This window comes from Kitasatospora sp. NPDC127121 (assembly GCF_042677305.1).
Taxonomy (GTDB): domain Bacteria; phylum Actinomycetota; class Actinomycetes; order Streptomycetales; family Streptomycetaceae; genus Kitasatospora.
Genome location: NZ_JBHXTQ010000091.1, coordinates 18,914 through 34,609 on the forward strand (window position 1 = coordinate 18,914; position 15,696 = coordinate 34,609).

The 15,696-nt window shown below is 75.7% G+C and carries 13 protein-coding genes; 9 read left to right on the forward strand and 4 right to left on the reverse strand.

What is annotated here, in order from left to right; all coding sequences use genetic code 11:
* Position 1 precedes the first annotated feature (1 nt).
* The 3 genes from ACFVHI_RS31990 to ACFVHI_RS32000 form a co-directional block, all read right to left on the reverse strand.
* Positions 2-964 (reverse strand): thiopeptide-type bacteriocin biosynthesis protein, encoded by a 963-nt coding sequence (locus ACFVHI_RS31990; RefSeq protein ID WP_380345246.1) that lies wholly within the window; start codon positions 962-964, stop codon positions 2-4.
* A gap of 264 nt (positions 965-1,228) precedes the next feature.
* Complete coding sequence (locus ACFVHI_RS31995; RefSeq protein ID WP_380345267.1) at positions 1,229-2,329, reverse strand: glycosyltransferase family 4 protein; 1,101 nt, start codon at positions 2,327-2,329, stop codon at positions 1,229-1,231.
* Positions 2,215-3,693, reverse strand: coding sequence for a hypothetical protein (locus ACFVHI_RS32000; RefSeq protein WP_380345248.1), 1,479 nt, complete (start codon positions 3,691-3,693; stop codon positions 2,215-2,217). The genes ACFVHI_RS31995 and ACFVHI_RS32000 overlap by 115 nt, the downstream gene beginning before the upstream one ends.
* 175 nt (positions 3,694-3,868) lie before the next feature.
* On the opposite strand from ACFVHI_RS32000, the gene ACFVHI_RS32005 reads away from it, so the two are divergent.
* The 9 genes from ACFVHI_RS32005 to ACFVHI_RS32045 all read left to right on the forward strand — a co-directional run bounded on the left by ACFVHI_RS32005 (position 3,869) and on the right by ACFVHI_RS32045 (position 14,868).
* The gene (locus ACFVHI_RS32005; RefSeq protein WP_380345250.1) at positions 3,869-4,864 is read left to right on the forward strand and encodes a GNAT family N-acetyltransferase; all 996 of its coding nucleotides are present in this window, start codon (positions 3,869-3,871) and stop codon (positions 4,862-4,864) included.
* Complete coding sequence (locus ACFVHI_RS32010; protein WP_380345252.1) at positions 4,857-5,648, forward strand: aminotransferase class IV; 792 nt, start codon at positions 4,857-4,859, stop codon at positions 5,646-5,648. Before ACFVHI_RS32005 ends, ACFVHI_RS32010 begins: the two co-directional genes overlap by 8 nt.
* A 151-nt stretch (positions 5,649-5,799) precedes the next feature.
* A complete protein-coding gene (locus ACFVHI_RS32015) occupies positions 5,800-6,657 on the forward strand; it encodes an ABC transporter ATP-binding protein (protein ID WP_079135965.1) in 858 nt (285 codons plus the stop codon).
* A 43-nt stretch (positions 6,658-6,700) separates the two neighbouring features.
* The gene (locus tag ACFVHI_RS32020) at positions 6,701-9,346 is read left to right on the forward strand and encodes an FtsX-like permease family protein (RefSeq protein ID WP_380345254.1); all 2,646 of its coding nucleotides are present in this window, start codon (positions 6,701-6,703) and stop codon (positions 9,344-9,346) included.
* 266 nt (positions 9,347-9,612) lie between these two features.
* Positions 9,613-10,083, forward strand: a complete 471-nt coding sequence (locus ACFVHI_RS32025; RefSeq protein ID WP_380345256.1) for a hypothetical protein — start codon at positions 9,613-9,615, stop codon at positions 10,081-10,083.
* A complete protein-coding gene (locus tag ACFVHI_RS32030) occupies positions 10,080-11,672 on the forward strand; it encodes a multicopper oxidase family protein (RefSeq protein WP_380345258.1) in 1,593 nt (530 codons plus the stop codon). Before ACFVHI_RS32025 ends, ACFVHI_RS32030 begins: the two co-directional genes overlap by 4 nt.
* Before the next feature lie 193 nt (positions 11,673-11,865).
* Complete coding sequence (locus ACFVHI_RS32035) at positions 11,866-13,224, forward strand: DUF2252 domain-containing protein (RefSeq protein ID WP_380345260.1); 1,359 nt, start codon at positions 11,866-11,868, stop codon at positions 13,222-13,224.
* 88 nt (positions 13,225-13,312) lie between these two features.
* A complete protein-coding gene (locus tag ACFVHI_RS32040; RefSeq protein ID WP_380345262.1) occupies positions 13,313-13,855 on the forward strand; it encodes a GNAT family N-acetyltransferase in 543 nt (180 codons plus the stop codon).
* A gap of 92 nt (positions 13,856-13,947) precedes the next feature.
* The gene (locus tag ACFVHI_RS32045) at positions 13,948-14,868 is read left to right on the forward strand and encodes a DUF6891 domain-containing protein (RefSeq protein ID WP_380345264.1); all 921 of its coding nucleotides are present in this window, start codon (positions 13,948-13,950) and stop codon (positions 14,866-14,868) included.
* A gap of 31 nt (positions 14,869-14,899) precedes the next feature.
* On the opposite strand, the gene ACFVHI_RS32050 is transcribed toward ACFVHI_RS32045, so the two are convergent.
* Positions 14,900-15,696: diacylglycerol kinase (locus ACFVHI_RS32050; RefSeq protein ID WP_380345265.1), on the reverse strand; the 797-nt coding region annotated here is incomplete at its 5' end.

Sequence of the window (15,696 nt, forward strand, 5' to 3'; positions counted from 1 at the left end):
GTCAGGACCTCCCGTCACCGGTGAGCGCGTGGGTCAGCAGGCTCTGCCGGGCCAGGGAGAACCGCCCCCGGTTCCAGTGGAAGATGACGTAGTGGGCGGCGGCCCGGCGCGGGCCGATCACCGCCTCGCCGGACTCGAAGTAGCCGGTGCGCCAGCCCTCGGCGGCCCGGCGCACGGCGTCCCCGTGCACCTCGACCGCCGCCCGCCGGTGCGGCGGCAGCGGAGCGAGCAGGCTCTGTCCGCCGGCCCGCCAGGCCGCGAGGATGCCTGCGGCGGCGCGCCGGGTGTCCTCGTCCGGGTCGGTGCCCAGCCTGCGGCCGGCGTCGTCCTGGAGCACCTGCCAGACCCCGCGGTGCTCCCAGCCGACGATGCCGAGGCCGTCGAGGAGTTCGCCGAGGAGGTACAGGGACAACCGCCAGTCCGCGACCGCCTCCGGTCGGCCCGGCGCCGCGACGGTGTCGTGGTGATCGAGCCAGGCCAGGGAGTCCACCGTGAACAGGTCGTGGACGTGCCGCATCGATCGCGGGCCGCCGAAGAGGTAGGTCTCCGGCTCGTACCGCCCGCACAGCGGCGGTTGCGGCTGTCCGTCCACCGCGCGGAAGCGGCGGGTCAGTTCCTCGCGCAGTGCCCCGACATCGGATCGGCCCGCCTCGAACCGGACCCGCAGCCCGGGCGGTTTGTGCATGAAGAAGAAGGAGCGCGCCGCGCCGGCGGCGATCAGGTCGCGGGCCGTGTCCGCGACGGCGCGGTACGTCCGGTGCCAAGTGGCCGGGCCCGGCGCGAGGTTGATCTGCACCCAGCCGTCCTCGGGCCTGTCGTCGCGCAGCGCGGACAGCCCGGCCGTCAGGAACGCACGGCGCGCGGCCTCGTATTCGGGGCCCGCGGAATCGACCGGTACCGTTCCCCACGGAATGTCGCGAGCGTCCTGGAGGCAGTCGGCCAGCAATCGTTCGACCTCCACCATGGTGCCCACCTCCTCGTGATTTCGGCTCTACTCCTGGGGTTTCCACGGTTTGGTCAGATTGAAAAACGGAAGGCAAATATTCATATGATGAAAAAGGGTGCGCCTGCTGCGCGTAAGGGACTTCGCGCGCTGAAGGCGCATCCTGCGGGCGCATTCGACAGCCATCGCCCCCCCTGACTCGATGATCGTCCGCATGTCGGTGAGTGGGTGTCATTGTGGTTCGAACTCCCTTTGAATAAAGCGATGTTGGCGCGTCCGAAAGTGTCAGGCGAGTCCGGCGAGGGCATCCGGAACGGACCGGGTGGGGTCGAGCAGGTGGGCGAGGCGGTGGGCGGAGGCGGTCCAGGACCAGTGGGTGGTGGCCCAGTCGCGGCCGGCGGTGCCCATCCGGGCGCGGTCCGCCGGCGGGGCGAGGAGGAGCCGGGTGAGGGCGGCGGCCACGTCGGCCGGGTCGCGCCCGTCGACGACGGTGCCGGTGACGCCGTCGAGGACGGTGTCGGGGGCGCCGCCGGATCGGCCGGCGACGACGGGCAGGGCGGCGGCGGCCGCTTCGAGGTAGACGATGCCGAGGCCTTCGGCTTCGAGGCCCGCCCGGCGGGTGCGGCACGGCATGGCGAAGACGTCGGCCTCGGCGTAGTGGGCGGCGGTGGCCGCGTGGTCGAGACCGCCGGCGAATTCGACACTGCCGGGCTCGGTGCGCCGGTGGGCGAGCGCGCGCAGGCGGTCCTCGTACGGGCCCTGGCCGACGAGGACGAGGACGGTGCCGGGGACGGCCCGGCGGATCGCCGGCAGGGCGCGGATCAGGACGTCCTGCCCCTTGCGCGGGACGAGCCGGGCGACGCAGAGGATCACCGGCCCGGTGCGGGCCCGCCGGGCGCCGTCGACGCCGGGCCGGAAGCGGTCCGGGTCCACGCCCGGGACGAGGCGCGCCAATTGGGCGTCCGGGCCGAGGGCGGGGGCGATTCGGGCGCGGGTGTACTCGCCGAGGTAGGTGACGACGTCGACGCTGCGGCCTATCCGGCGCAGCAGGCGGCGGGCGCCGGGGGTCCGGGCCCACCAGATCTCGTGGCCGTGGGTGGTGGCGACGGTGCGGCGGATGCCGTCGGCCTGGCGCAGCAGGCCGGGGGCCATCGCGGCGAGCGGGGCGGCGGCGCCGAACCAGACCCGGTCGCAGCCGTGGGCGCGGGCGATCTCGGCGGCGCGGCGGGTGGCCCGGGCGGTGGGCAGCAGGGTGCGGGTCCGGTCGCGGATCACCGGGAAGGGGAGAGCGGCGTCGTGCCGATCGGCGCCCGGTTCGGCGGAGGTGTAGACCACGACGTCGGAGTGGGGCAGCCGGGTGGCCAGGGCGTGGACGAAGGTTTCGATGCCGCCTTGGCGGGGCGGGAAGTCGTTGGTGACGATGAGTGTGCTGCCCATGGGCGGGTGAGACCTCGGTTCGGTGTCGGAGAAGGGACCGGAGAAGGGACCGGCGAAGGGGTTGGAGCGGTGGTCGGAGCGGGGGTCGGAGCGGGGGAAGCGGGGAGCACCCGGGCGAGCAGGACGAGGAGGGCCGGCAGCGCGAGGTAGCCGAACCGCCCGGCGGGGGCGAGCAGGAAGGCCAGGGCGAGTCCGAGGGCGAGCCGGTCGGCGGCGGCCGCCGCGTGCCGGGGCGGGTGGGTGAGCAGGGAGGCCGCGAGGGCGAGTGCGGCGAGCAGCAGCAGGCCGACGGCCGCGTACCAGCCGGGCGGGCCGAGGTTGGCGAGCAGCCGTCCGGGCAGCGGGCTGGCGGCGGGGGTGGGCAGGTCGCCGCGGCCGGTGGGGAAGGCGAACACCTGGTGGAGCATCGGCCCGGGCGAGCGCAGGGCGCCGGGCAGGACGAGCAGGGCCGTGCCGCCCACCGCGACGGTGGCGGCGCGCAGGGCGGGGCGCCGTCCGGCGGTGGCGGCGAGCAGCGCGGTGACCACGGCGACGGCCGGCCAGGCCGTCCACTTGAGCGAGCAGGCGGCGGCGAGGGCCAGTCCGGCGGGGGCGGGGCGCCGTCGGGCGGCGAGGGTGAGTGCGAGCCAGCAGAGGCCGGTCATCGGCAGGTCGACGCCGCTGACGCAGAGCGGCAGTGCGACGACGGGCGAGGCGGTCAGCGCGGCCAGGACGGTCCGCCGGCCGACAGGTGGGGCGGTCGGCGCGGCGCGGGCGGTCCGCCGCCCGGTGGGCGCGGAGCGCAGCAGGCAGGCGAGGAACGCGGCCGCGCACCAGAGCCGCGCGTCGCCCGCCACCCGGGCGAGCGGCAGCCCGTCGAGCGGCAGCCCGTCGAGTGGCAGCCCGTCGAGTGGCAGACCATCGAGCAGGGCCCGGGGCAGTCCGAGGAGCGCCATCCCGGGCAGGTACGGGGTGTACTCGGCCACCGTCCTGGGCTCGGCGAGGTACGGCGTCCCGGTGTGCAGCAGCAGGGCCCCGGAGCGTTCGATCACCCCGACCTCGCTCTGCCCCTGGCCGGTCAGCACGAGGGCGAGCAGTGGTACGGCGACGGCCCCGGTGAGCGCGAGGGCGATGGACAGCGGCCGGCCCCGGCGCGTCGGCAGGAGGGCGGCGAGCGCCGCCAGCAGGTAGCCGACGGCGGCGCAGACGCCCCAGGCGCGGTGCGGGCCGAGGTCGGAGAGCAGGGGGAAGGCCCCGGCCCACCCGGCCGCGAGGAGCCATCCGCCGCACCACGCGGTGGCGTGCCGCCGGTCTGGGGAGTCGTGCCGATTCATCACCCGTTCATTGCATCGTCGCAGGTCAGCCTGGTCATCACGGTCAGGTCGAGTCCTCTGGTCGGGTTTCCCCTACCATCCGTCAGGGCCTTCGCCCGGAGACCTTCGCATCCGATCTGACGTTCGGTGTTCGCTGGATTACGGAAAGTGCCCGCGCTCCCGCTATCGTGTCGGCGTGGTGAGGTCGTGGGATGCGGCAGTGGAGCGGGCGCAGGACCGGCTGGCGGCGGGGCCGCGGCTGCGGGCGGTCGCCGAGGGGGACGAACGGCGGTTCGCCCTCTGGGACTTGGCGTCCCTGGTGGAGGGTGAGCTGGGGGAGCTGGTGGCCCCGGACGCGCTGACGCCGGAGGCCGAGCGCCGGTGGCGCGAGCGGCTGGGGGAGAGCGGCCGGGAGTGGCCCGGCGGCGAGCTCTACCGGCGCCGCTACTGGGTGCTGGACGAGGGCGGCGCCGTGGCCGGCACGGTGGCGGTGGACAACTGGACCAAGGGGCCCGGCCAACTGGCCGTCTCCTCCCTCTACTTGATTCCGGAGGCGCGCGGCCGGGGGCTGGCCGCCGGGGCGCTGGACGAGGTGTACGCGGCGGCCGCCGCAGAGGGCCTGCCCGGCTTCCGGCTGGAGGCGCACTGGTCCTGGCAGCACGCCGTCCGCTACTACCTGCGCCGCGGCCTCTGGGTGGTCGGCTGGAAGCGTTCGCTGGCCCTGGCCCGGATGCCGCAGCTCCCGCCGTACCGGGTGTGCGAGGAGGGCGGCTGGCTGCACCTGCTGGTCGCGGACCGGGGCTGGGGCTGGGTGCCGATGCTCGCCGCCGGCTGCGAGGGCCGCTGGCTGCGGCTGGACGAGACGCCCGACTACCGGGCGGCCGACGGCTGGGTGCACGAGTACGCGCGTTCGACCCTGGCACTGCATCTGGCGCTCGCGGGCCGGCCGCTGGTGCGCGGCCCGCAGTGGTGGGCGGAGGCGTGGCGGTGGTCGGACGCCGGGGAGCCGGAGGGGCTGGCCTACAAGATCGAGTACTTCGAGCAGCTGGCCCTGGCGGCGGGCCGCGAGGTGGTCAGCCCGTACCGCCCGGCGGCGACCCAGGCCCCGGCGGCCCCGGCCCCGCCCCCGGCGCCGAGAGCGGAGGCCCCGGTGGCGGCCGTGCCGGGGCTGGCAGACTCGGGGGATGGCTGAGATCGAGATCGACGGCGCGCCGCCCGACCCGGCGCGGCTGGCCGCACTGGGGCTGCTGAACTACGGGCACTTCACCACCCTGCGCGTCGAGGCGGGCCGGGTCCGGGGCCTGGCGCTGCACCTGGACCGGCTGGTCCGGGACTGCGGGGTGCTGTTCGCCGCCGAGTTGGACCGGGCGGCGGTGCGGGAGCGGATCCGCGCGGTGCTGCCCGCCGACGGCGCGCCGGTGATCGTCCGGGTGACGGTGTACGACCCGGAGCTCGGCCTGGAGCGCCCCGGCGGCCCGGCGGTGCCCCGGCTGCTGCTGACCACCCGCCCGGCGGCAGTGGCCGCGCCGGCCCCGTTGCGGGTGCGCACGGTCGGGTACCGGCGGGAGCTGCCGGAGGTGAAGCACGTCGGCCTGTTCGGCCTGGTCCACCACCGCAGGCGGGCCCAACTCGACGGCTACGACGACGTGTTGCTGGTGGAGCCGGACGGCGGCGGGGTGGTCGAGGGCGCCACCTGGAACGTCGGCTTCCTCGACGGCCGCCGACTGGTCTGGCCGGACGGCCCGAGCCTGCCCGGGGTGACCGCCGCGTTGCTGGCCGGCGCGTACGGCGGGCCGCAGTCGCGCGAGCGGGTGGACGCGTCCGGGCTGGGCCGCTTCACGGCGGCGTTCGCGGTGAACGCGGGTGTCGGCGTCCGGCCGCTGGCCGCGGTCGACGGTACGGCCTTCGACCCGGCGCACCCCGTGCTCGCCGAACTCGCCGCCGCCTACGGGGAGATCGCCGCCGACCCGGTGTGAGCCCGCCCGGCGCCGGCCCGCAGGCCCCCGGAGGGGGGTGGGGATATCCCCACCCCCGGTCCGCCAGCGGCCTCCATGGTCCGCCGGCCTGGCCTTTTCTAACGTGGAACCCGTCGACGACCACCGACGATCCCCGAAGGAAGGCCCACCCATGGCACGCCGCCACGACCGCCCATCGACCGAGCCGTACGCCGCCGGACCGCACGCCGCCGGACCGTACGCGACGGGGGCGTACGGCGGCGGCCCGTACACCGAGCAGGGCGCCCGTCCGGCGATCGAGCTGCGCGGGGTGCGCCGCACCTACGGCCGCGGCGCCGAGACCGTGCACGCGCTGCGCGGGATCGACCTGGCGCTGGCCCGGGGCACCTTCACCGCCGTGATGGGCCCGTCCGGCTCCGGCAAGTCGACCTTCCTGCAGTGCGCGGCGGGCCTGGACAAGCCCGACCAGGGGGAGATCCGCCTCGGCGGCGAGGACATCACCCGGCTGAGCGAGGACCGGCTCACCAAGCTGCGCCGCAGCCGGATCGGCTTCATCTTCCAGTCCTTCAACCTGCTGCCCTCGCTGACGGTGGAGCAGAACGTGCTGCTCCCGCAGCGGCTGGCGGGCGAGCGCCAGGATCGCGCCCGGGCCCGGGAGCTGCTGGCCCAGGTCGGCCTCGGCGAGCACGCCAAGCGGCGGCCCGGCCAGCTCTCCGGCGGCCAGCAGCAGCGGGTGGCGATCGCCCGCGCGCTGATCACCGACCCGGACGTGGTGTTCGCCGACGAGCCGACCGGCGCGCTGGACACCCGCACCGCGCACGAGGTGCTGGGCCTGCTGCGGCGCGCCGTGGACGACCTGGGCGCGACGGTGGTCATGGTGACCCACGACCCGGTGGCGGCCTCGTTCGCCGACCGGGCGCTGTTCCTGGCCGGCGGCGCGCTCGTCGACGAGCTGCACCACCCGCAGGCGCAGGCCGTCGCCGACCGGATGGTCTCGCTCACCGCCCGCCCGGTGGGGGTCGCGGCGTGAACGGGCGGCGTGGACCGATCGACGAGTGGAACGGGGCAGGGGCATGAGCAACGGACTGGCGCGCGCCTCGGTGCGCTTTCGACCCGCCTCCTTCGTGGGCACCCTGGTCGCCCTGGTGCTGGGCGCCGCCGTGGTGGTGGCCTGCGGCGTGCTGCTGCAGACCGGACTGACCGCGAGCGTCGCACCGCAGCGGTACGCGGGCACCCCGGTGGTGGTCGCGGCCGACCCGATGGTGCGGATCACCGCCAAGGTCGGCCGCGACACCGAGACCAGGGAGCAGACCACCCCCGAGCGGGCCCGGACGGACGCCGCCCTGGTGGGCCGGATCGCCGCACTGCCCGGGGTCGCCGCGGCCCGCCCGGACAGCGCCTTTCCGCTGCCGGCCGGCACCGGCACCCCCGCCCTGACCGGCCGGGGCTTCGCCGCGCTCGGCATCGCCGGCCCGGCCGACCAGTTGGTCGAGGGCCGTGCGCCCGGCGCCGACGAGGTGGTGCTGGACGCCGACACGGCGCGCGCCGCCCACCTCGCGCCCGGCGCGAAGCTCACCCTCACCGCCCCCGGCGGCACCGGCGACTACCGGGTCTCCGGCCTGGCCGCCGCCCAGTCGGCCGGCCCCACCGCCTGGTTCGCCGACGCCACCGCCGACCGCCTCTCCGGCCACCCCGGCCGGATCGACGCGATCGCCGTCCAGCCGCGCGAGGGCGTGGACCGCGCCGCGCTGGTCGCGCAGGTCCGCCAGGCCCTCGACGCCCAGGCCCCCGCCACCAAGGCCGCAGGCACCCAGGCGGCGGACGCCAAGGCTGCCGGCACCCAGGCCGCAGGCACCCCGGCCATCGGCCTTGAGACCAAGGCCGAGAACGGCGGCGCCAAGGTCTTCACCGGCGACGGCCGCGGCACCGTCGAACAGCCCGCCATCGGCGAGGCCCGCACCCTGCTGATGGGGCTCGGCGGCAGCTTCGGCGGCTACGCCACCATGACCGCGATCTTCGTCGTGATGAGCACCGTCGCCCTGGCCACCGGCCAGCGCGCCCGCGAGTTCGCCCTGCTGCGCGCCATCGGCGCCACCCCGCGGCAGATCCGCCGCACCATCGCCACCGAGGCGATGCTGGTCGCGCCGGTCGCCGGGGCGCTCGGCATCCTGCCCGGACTGGCCCTGGCCCGCTGGTGGTTCGACGAACTGACCTCGCGCGGCGCCGTGCCGCAGGGCGTACGGCTGGACGTCGGCCCGCTGCCGATGCTCGCCGCCGTCCTCATCTGCACCCTCGCCGCGCTGACCGCCGGCTTCCTGGCCGCCCGCCGCCCCGCCAAGCTGCGCCCCGGTCAGGCGCTCGGCGCGGCCGCCGTCGAACCGGGCCACCCCGGCGTGGTGCGGACCGTCTTCGGGCTGCTCTTCGCCGCCGGCGGCGTGGCGGCCGCCGCCTTCGCGGCCGCCCTGGACGGCATCAACGCCGCCAACACCGCGCTCGGCGTGGTCATGTGCTTCATGCTGGCCGTCGCGCTGCTCGGCCCCTGGGTGGCGCGGGTCGCCGCCGCGGTGCTCGGCGCCCCGCTGCGGGCCGGCGGTGCCCCCGGCTCGCTGGCCGCCGACAACACCCGCGCCAACGCCCGCCGGCTGGCCTCCGCGATCACCCCGATCGTGCTGGTCACCGCCTTCTGCGGCACCCTGCTGTTCCTCCAGAGCACCATCAGCCACGCCACCGGCGCGAACGTGCGGGACGGCATCGTCGCCGACCACGTGATCGGCTCCACCGGCCCCGGCCTGCCCGCGGGCACCGCCGCCCGGGCCGCCAAGGTGCCCGGTGTGGACGCTGCGGTCGGCGTGCTGCGCACCGCCGCCGTGTACACCCACGACATGCAGCTCGGCTCCGCCACCGCGCTCGGCGTCGACGGCGACCCGGCCCGGCTGTCCCGGGTGCTCGACCTGGGTGTGCGCAGCGGTTCGCTCGCCGACCTGGGCCGCGCCGCCGACACCGTCGCCCTGGACGCCACGCTGGCCGACGCCCTGGACGTCAAGGTCGGCGACCGGGTGCCGCTGCGGCTCGGCGACGGCACCCCGGTGCAGCCCGCCGTGGTCGCCGTCTACGACCGCGGGCTCGGCTTCGGCCAGGTGCTGCTGCCCCGGGCGGTCGTCGCCGGGCACGTCACCGCCGGGTACGACAGCCAGGTGCTGGTCGCCGACGCGCCGGGCGCCGACCGTACGGCGGTGGCGGCCGCGCTGGCGGGCCTCGCGGGCCCCGGCGGGGCGACCGTGACCGACCGGGCCGGATTCGTCGCCCAGTCCGACAAGATGATGGAGCTGAATGCCTGGGCCAACACCGTGATGGCCGGCGTGCTCGGCGGGTTCGCCGCCGTCACCGCCGTCAACACCCTGGTGATGACCGTCCTCGACCGGCGCCGCGAGGTCGCCCTGCTCCGACTGGCCGGCACCACCCGGCGCCAGGTGCGCGGCATGATGCGCTGGGAGGCGCTGCTGGTCGCCGCGACCGGCCTGGTGATCGGCGGGGGGATCGCCTGGATCGCCCTCGTCCCGATCGCCCGGGGCGTCGCCAACTCCTCCCCGTACATCCCGCCGGCGCTCGCCCTGCCGCTGGCCGCCGGAGCCGTCCTGCTCTGCCTCGGCGCGACCGGGCTGCCCGCCCGGGCCCTGCTGCGCACCCGCCCGGTGGCGCTGGGCGCCGCCCGGCAGTAGCCGAGGCCCGTGAAAGCCCGAAGGGCCCCGTCCGGTACCGCCGGAAGGGGCCCTTCGGGCTGGTCACGGCACCTGCTTGAGGATCGCTGGACGGGCGCACCAGAGCCTCGCTCGTACGGGTGACAAAAGCCGGGCCGAGTAGGCGCAATGGGGTAGCCGGGAAAGTCCAAACCCCTTTATTGGAGCTGATCGTGATGTCGGATCAGCTACGCTCTCGCCCGCCCCGTCGGACCCGCCCGACCCGCCGAAGCAGAGAGTAGCCCGACATGAGCAGTCCTCCCGCGGCCGCCGCGCCCCGCTGGCCGCTGATCCTGCTGCGCATCACCGCGACCACCCTGGCGGTCCTGGCCCTGCTCCAGGTCATGCTGGCCGGCAGCTTCCTCAACGGCACCTACGAGTCCCTCAAGGACCACGAGGGCAACGCGATGACGCTGGCCACCGTGGTCCTCTGCCAACTGGCGGCGGCCGCGCTGGTTCGCCGGCCCGGCCGTGGCCCGCTCTGGCCGCTGTGGACCACCGCCGTGCTGACCGTCGCCGTCGTCGGCCAGATCGCGGCCGGCTACGCGCGGTCGATCAGCGTGCACGTCACCCTCGGGGCGCTGCTGGTCAGCGGGGTCCTGTTCGGGCTGGTCGGCGCCTGGCGGCTGCCGCTGCCCGCCCGCGCGGACCACCTGCCCGAGCCGGACGGCAGCGGACGCCTGCCGCGCCCCGGCGGGCCGCTGGAGGTGTCCAAGTGAACCGTCGACGGTTCCTGGGCGTCGGCGCCTCCGTCCTCGGCGCGGGCGCGCTGGCCGCCGTCGCCGGCCCCGCCGCCGCCCGGCTGTTCGCCGAGGGCCACCCCGGCCGGCTGCTCAGCAGCGGCCTCGACCTGCCCGAGCCGTTCCAGGTGCCGCTGCCGGTGCCCGCGGTGCTCCAGCCGGTGCGCACCGACGCGACGGCCGACTACTACGAGATCACCCAACGGGTCGCCGAGCTGGAGATCCTGCCCGGCGTCAGGACCGAGGCCTGGACGTACGGCGGCACCTTCCCCGGGCCGACGGTGGTCACCCGGTCCGGCCGGGCGGCGGTGGTCAAGCACCGCAACGAGCTGCCGGTGCCGTCCGTGGTCCACCTGCACGGCGGCCACACCCCGGCCGACAGCGACGGCTACCCCGTCGACCTGCTGCTGCCGGTCGGCTCCTCCGGCGCGGGCCAGGGGGCGGCGGGCATGCAGGGGATGTCCGACATGCCCGGCATGGCGGGGATGGGCCACGAGGCCGGGCGCACCGCCGAGGGCGAGCGCACCCACACCTACCCGGGCAAGCAGCGCGCCGCCACCCTCTGGTACCACGACCACCGGATGGGCTTCACCGGCCCCGGCGTCTGGCGCGGCCTGGCCGGCTTCCACCTCGTCCACGACGACGAGGAGAGCGCCCTGCCGCTGCCGCGCGGCGACCGCGACCTCCCGCTGATGCTCGCCGACCGCTCCTTCACCGAGGACGGCTCCTTCCGCTACCCCGCCATCGACGAGGACCTCGCCTCGCCCGGCGTCACCGACGACTACATGAACGGCGTCCTCGGCGACGTCATCCTCGTCAACGGCGCCCCCTGGCCCCGCCTCGACGTCGACCGCGCCCGCTACCGGCTGCGCCTGCTCAACGCCTCCAACGCCCGCCCCTACCGGCTCCGGCTCGACCCGCAGCCCTCCGGCGGCGACGCCCTCGTCCAGATCGGCTCCGACGGCGGCCTGCTCGCCGCCCCGATCGCCCACGACGTGCTGGAGATCGCCCCCGCCGAGCGCTTCGACATCGTCGTCGACTTCTCCCGCTACGCCCCGGGCACCTCGGTGCGCCTGCTCAACCTCTTCGGCAGCGGCCGTACGGCGGAGGTGATGCGCTTCGACGTCTCCGGCAAGAAGGTCGGCGACGACTCGACCGTGCCCGACAAGCTGTCCGCGATCGAGGAACTGGACGCCTCCGCCGTCGACGTCACCCGCAAGTTCGTCTTCCGGCGCAGCGGCAGCTACGGCTGGACCATCAACGGCGACCTGTACCGGCCCGGCCGAGACCTCGCCCGGCCCGCCCTCGGCAGCACCGAGCGGTGGCGCTTCACCTCCGACCTGCACCACCCCGTCCACGTCCACCTCAACCAGTTCCAGGTGCTCAGCCGCAACGGCCGCGACCCGGGCCCGTACGACGGCGGCTGGAAGGACACCGTCGACCTGCGCCCGGCCGAGGCGGTCGAGGTCCTGGTGCGCTTCACCGACTACCAGGGGACGTACATGATGCACTGCCACAACCTGGAGCACGAGGACATGGCGATGATGGCGGACTTCACCGTGCAGTGAGCCGGGGGCCGGGGGCCGGGGGGCTTCGTCCGGCGGGCTTCATCCGGTCGGCCGAGTGCCGGAGGGCGCGCGGTGCGCGTTCCGGCACTCGTGGCCTAGCGTCGCGGGGAGACGCACCCCGCCCGCCGTTTCGCCGTTTCGTCTCCCCGCCGTCCCCGCCGTCCCCGCCGTCCCGCCGACCGAGGAGCCGCGCATGACCACCCCCGCCGAACGCCGCCGGCACGGCCGGGCCGCCCGTGACCGCGTCTCCCGCTCCGCCCACGGGCGGTGGATCCCCGCCGCCGACCGGCCCGACCCGGTCGAGGTGCTGGTACGCCAGGGCGAGGGCCGGGTCGCCCGGCTGCTGCCGATCCGCTACGGGCGGATGGCCGACACTCCCTTCGCCTACCTGCGCGGCGCCGCCGCCGTCATGGCCGCCGACCTCGGCGCCGTCCCCGACACCGGCCTCACCGTCCAACTCTGCGGCGACGCCCACCTGGTGAACTTCGGCTTGTTCGCCTCGCCGGAACGCGCCCTGCTCTTCGACGTCAACGACTTCGACGAGACCCACCCCGGCCCCTTCGAGTGGGACGTCAAACGGCTGGCCGCCAGCATCGCCGTCGCCGCCCGCGACCACGGACAGGACGAGGACCGCGCCCACCGCGCCGCCCGCACCGCCGTCCAGGGCTACGCCACCGCCATGCGCCGCCTCGCCGGGCTCGGCGAACTCGACGTCTGGTACTCCCGGATCGACGCCGGCGACCTGCTGGCGCTGCTCCGCAAACCCCGGCAGCGCAAGCGCGCCGAGGCCGACCTCGCCCAGGCCCGCCGCCGCACCAGCCTGCACGCCTTCGGCAAGCTCACCGAGGAACGCGACGGGCAGCGGCGCATCATCAGCGCGCCACCGCTCATCGAACCGCTGAAGAAGAACGAACTGCGCGACATCGGCAAGGTGTTCAGCGACTACCGGGCCGCCCTCGCCGAGGACCGTCGCGTCCTCCTCGACCGCTACCGCTTCGTCGACGCGGCGATGAAGGTCGTCGGTGTCGGCAGCGTCGGCACCCGCTGCTACATCGTCCTGCTGGAGGGCCGGGACACCCGCGACCCGCTGTTCCTCCAGCTCAAGGAGGCCGGGCGGTCCGTCCTGGAGGACCACCTGCCGCCCACCCGGGTCGACGCCGAGGTCTCCGTCCACCGCGGCGGGCGCCGTGTCGTCACCGGCCAGCACCTCATGCAGGCCGCCGGCGACATCTTCCTCGGCTGGACCGCCGGCCCCGCCGGGCGCCACTTCTACGGCCGCCAACTGCGCGACATGAAGGGCTCGGTCGAGGTCGCCGACCTGGCCCCGTCCGGCCTGCGCGCCTACGCGGACCTGTGCGGCCGCACCCTGGCCCGCGCCCACGCGCGCACCGGCGACCGCCTCGCCATCGCCGGCTACCTGGGCGGCGCGGACGCCTTCGCCGAGGCGATCGCCGACTTCTCCGTCCGGTACGCCGACCAGACGGCGCTCGACCACGCCGAACTGGTCGCCGCGATCGACGCCGGCCGGATCGTCGCGACCCCGGGGGTCTGAGCACGGCGCGCCCCCGGGGAGCGCTCCGGGTACGGGGGTGCGGAAAACGGGTTGCCCCGGCGGGCGCGGTCGGCGTTGGCTGGCCCGCATGACCGAACTGCGCACCGACCGCCTGCTCCTGCGCCCCTGGCGGGCCACCGACCTCGCACCCTGGGCCGCGATGAACGCCGACCCCGAAGTCCGCGAGCACCTCGGGGACGTCCTCACCCGCGAGCAGTGCGACGCCTCGGTGGCGCGCTTCGAGGCCGAGACCGCGGCGCGCGGATACGGCTGGCTGGCCGTCGAGGTGCGCGCCACCGGCGAGTTCGTCGGCCTGGCCGGCCTCGACGAGGTCGACGAGGGCCTGCCCTTCACCGGCGTCGAGATCGGCTGGCGCCTCGCCCGCACCGCCTGGGGCCACGGCTACGCGACCGAGGCGGCCCGCGCCGTCCTCGCCCACGGCTTCGACGCCCTCGGCCTCCCCGAGATCCTCGCCGTCACCACCGCGACCAACCACCGCTCGCAGGCCGTCATGCGCCGCCTCGGCATGACGTCCGACCCCGCCGACGACTTCGAGGACCCGACCGCCCCCGAGGGCCCGCTGCGGCCCAACGTGCTGTTCCGCCTCCGCCGCGAGCAGCGGGCGGGCTGACGGCGGGCCGGGAACGAGCCGGGAACGGCCTGACGGCGGGCGCGTCCCGCGGCTCGGCGCCGTTGTCAGTGGCGTGTGGTTGGGTGATCCACATGCTGGCGATCGGGGTGCAGGAGAACGACGGGACGCGCCACCTCCGGGTGGAGGCGGCCGAGTTGGCGCGGCTGGTGCGGCGGATCGGCGCGAAGGGCGACCGCTTCCTGGTCGCCCAGCGGATACCGGACCTGCCGGACGTCTTCATCCAGGTGTGGCACGCCGAAGGCGGCGAGTACACGCTCGAACACCGCGACGGCTCCGCCGCCCGGCACTTCGAGGTTCGCACCGACGGTCCCGAGGCGGTCATCGCCGCGATGACGGGCTGGGCGCGGCACGAGCCGGGCTGGGGCGACGGCCTGGACTGGCAGCCGCTCGACCTGGGCCCGCAGCCCGAGCCCGCCCCGCCGCTCGACCTGCCCGCCGAGGACCTGCGGCAGTTGCACGACCGGCTGCGCCTCACCCTGGCCGGCGGCTACACCACCCGCGCCGAGCTCGCCGAACTCGCCGAGGACCACCTGGCCTCCGGCGACCACCGCCCGCCCTCCCGCGACCAGGCCGAGCAACTGGCCGACCGGCTCTGGCTGGAGCGCGTCGGCGAGCAGACCGGCTGGATCGGCGAGACCGACCCGGAACGCCTCACCCGGGCCTTCGCCGCCCTGGAGGAGGCCGGCATCACCGCCCGGGAGCACTTCAGCTGCTGCGGTTCCTGTGGCGACGCCGAGATCGCCGACGCCGGGGCGCCGGACGCCCGCGGCTACGTCTACTTCCATACCCAGTCCACCGACTCCGCCGCCGCCGGCCACGGCCTCGCCCTCCGCTACGGCGGCTTCGATGCCTCCCCGCTGACCACCACCGCCATCGGCCACGAGGTGGCCGCCGCGCTCACCGAGGCCGGCCTGCCCGTCATCTGGAACGCCGACCCCTCCCAAGCGATAGAGATCCGCCCGCTCCTCTGGCGCCGCCGCCTGACCGGGTGAGGCTCGCGGCTCCGACGGGGAGACGGGTGGGTCACGGCACCAGGAGGTGGAGGGCCCCGGGGGCGGCGCTCACGTCGACGGGGAGGGCCGCGATGAACTCGCCGTCGGCGTAGGCGGTGATGGCGGGGGAATCGATCCGCAGGGATGCGGTGCGGTGGGTGGTGACTTCGGGGTGGGTGGTGTGGGTGCCCTTGAAGAGGGTGGGGAAGAAGCGGGCGATGCGCAGCCGGGGCATGGCGGCGACGAGGGTGAGGTCGAGGAGGCCGTCGTCCGGGAGGGCGTCGGGGCAGATGAGCATGCCGCCGCCGTAGCTGCGGGTGTTGCCGACGGCGGCCAGGGTGAGGTCGCGTTCGATGACGGTGCCGTCGGCGAGGGTGATGCGGAAGGGCAGCGGGCGCAGGTTGGCGAACTCGGCGAGGATGGCCAGGTTGTAGCGCATCCGGCCGCGGGGCCAGCGCAGGCGGTTGGCACGGTCGCTGACCAGCGAGTCGAAGCCGGTGGCGAGGACGGAGCCGTACCAGCGGGTGGTGCCGTCGGCGGCGGTGACCAGGCCGAGGTCGACGGTCCTGGTGCGTCCGGCGGCGACGACGTCGGCGGCGGCTTCGGGGGTGGCGAGCGGGAGTCCGTAGGCACGGGCGTGGTCGTTGCCGGTGCCGGCGGGTATCACGCCGAGCGGGACGGCGGTGCCGGCGACGGCCTGGAGTGCGAGGTTGACCATGCCGTCGCCGCCGACGGCCACGACGGCGTCGACGCCGTCCGCCACGGCCCGGCGGGCGAGGCGGACGGCGTCCTCGGGGTCGCGGCCGGCGTGCCGGTCGACCTGGAGGC

Excerpts from the sequence above, each read along its gene's own strand:
- ACFVHI_RS31990 (WP_380345246.1), bottom strand. The coding sequence starts at position 964 with ATGGTGGAGGTCGAACGATTGCTGGCCGACTGCCTCCAGGACGCTCGC.
- ACFVHI_RS32045 (WP_380345264.1), top strand. The coding sequence starts at position 13,948 with ATGCTGGCGATCGGGGTGCAGGAGAACGACGGGACGCGCCACCTCCGG.
- ACFVHI_RS32040 (WP_380345262.1), top strand. The coding sequence starts at position 13,313 with ATGACCGAACTGCGCACCGACCGCCTGCTCCTGCGCCCCTGGCGGGCC.
- ACFVHI_RS32015 (WP_079135965.1), top strand. The coding sequence starts at position 5,800 with ATGGCACGCCGCCACGACCGCCCATCGACCGAGCCGTACGCCGCCGGA.
- ACFVHI_RS32035 (WP_380345260.1), top strand. The coding sequence starts at position 11,866 with ATGACCACCCCCGCCGAACGCCGCCGGCACGGCCGGGCCGCCCGTGAC.
- ACFVHI_RS32000 (WP_380345248.1), bottom strand. The coding sequence starts at position 3,693 with ATGAATCGGCACGACTCCCCAGACCGGCGGCACGCCACCGCGTGGTGC.
- ACFVHI_RS32025 (WP_380345256.1), top strand. The coding sequence starts at position 9,613 with ATGAGCAGTCCTCCCGCGGCCGCCGCGCCCCGCTGGCCGCTGATCCTG.
- ACFVHI_RS32020 (WP_380345254.1), top strand. The coding sequence starts at position 6,701 with ATGAGCAACGGACTGGCGCGCGCCTCGGTGCGCTTTCGACCCGCCTCC.
- ACFVHI_RS32010 (WP_380345252.1), top strand. The coding sequence starts at position 4,857 with ATGGCTGAGATCGAGATCGACGGCGCGCCGCCCGACCCGGCGCGGCTG.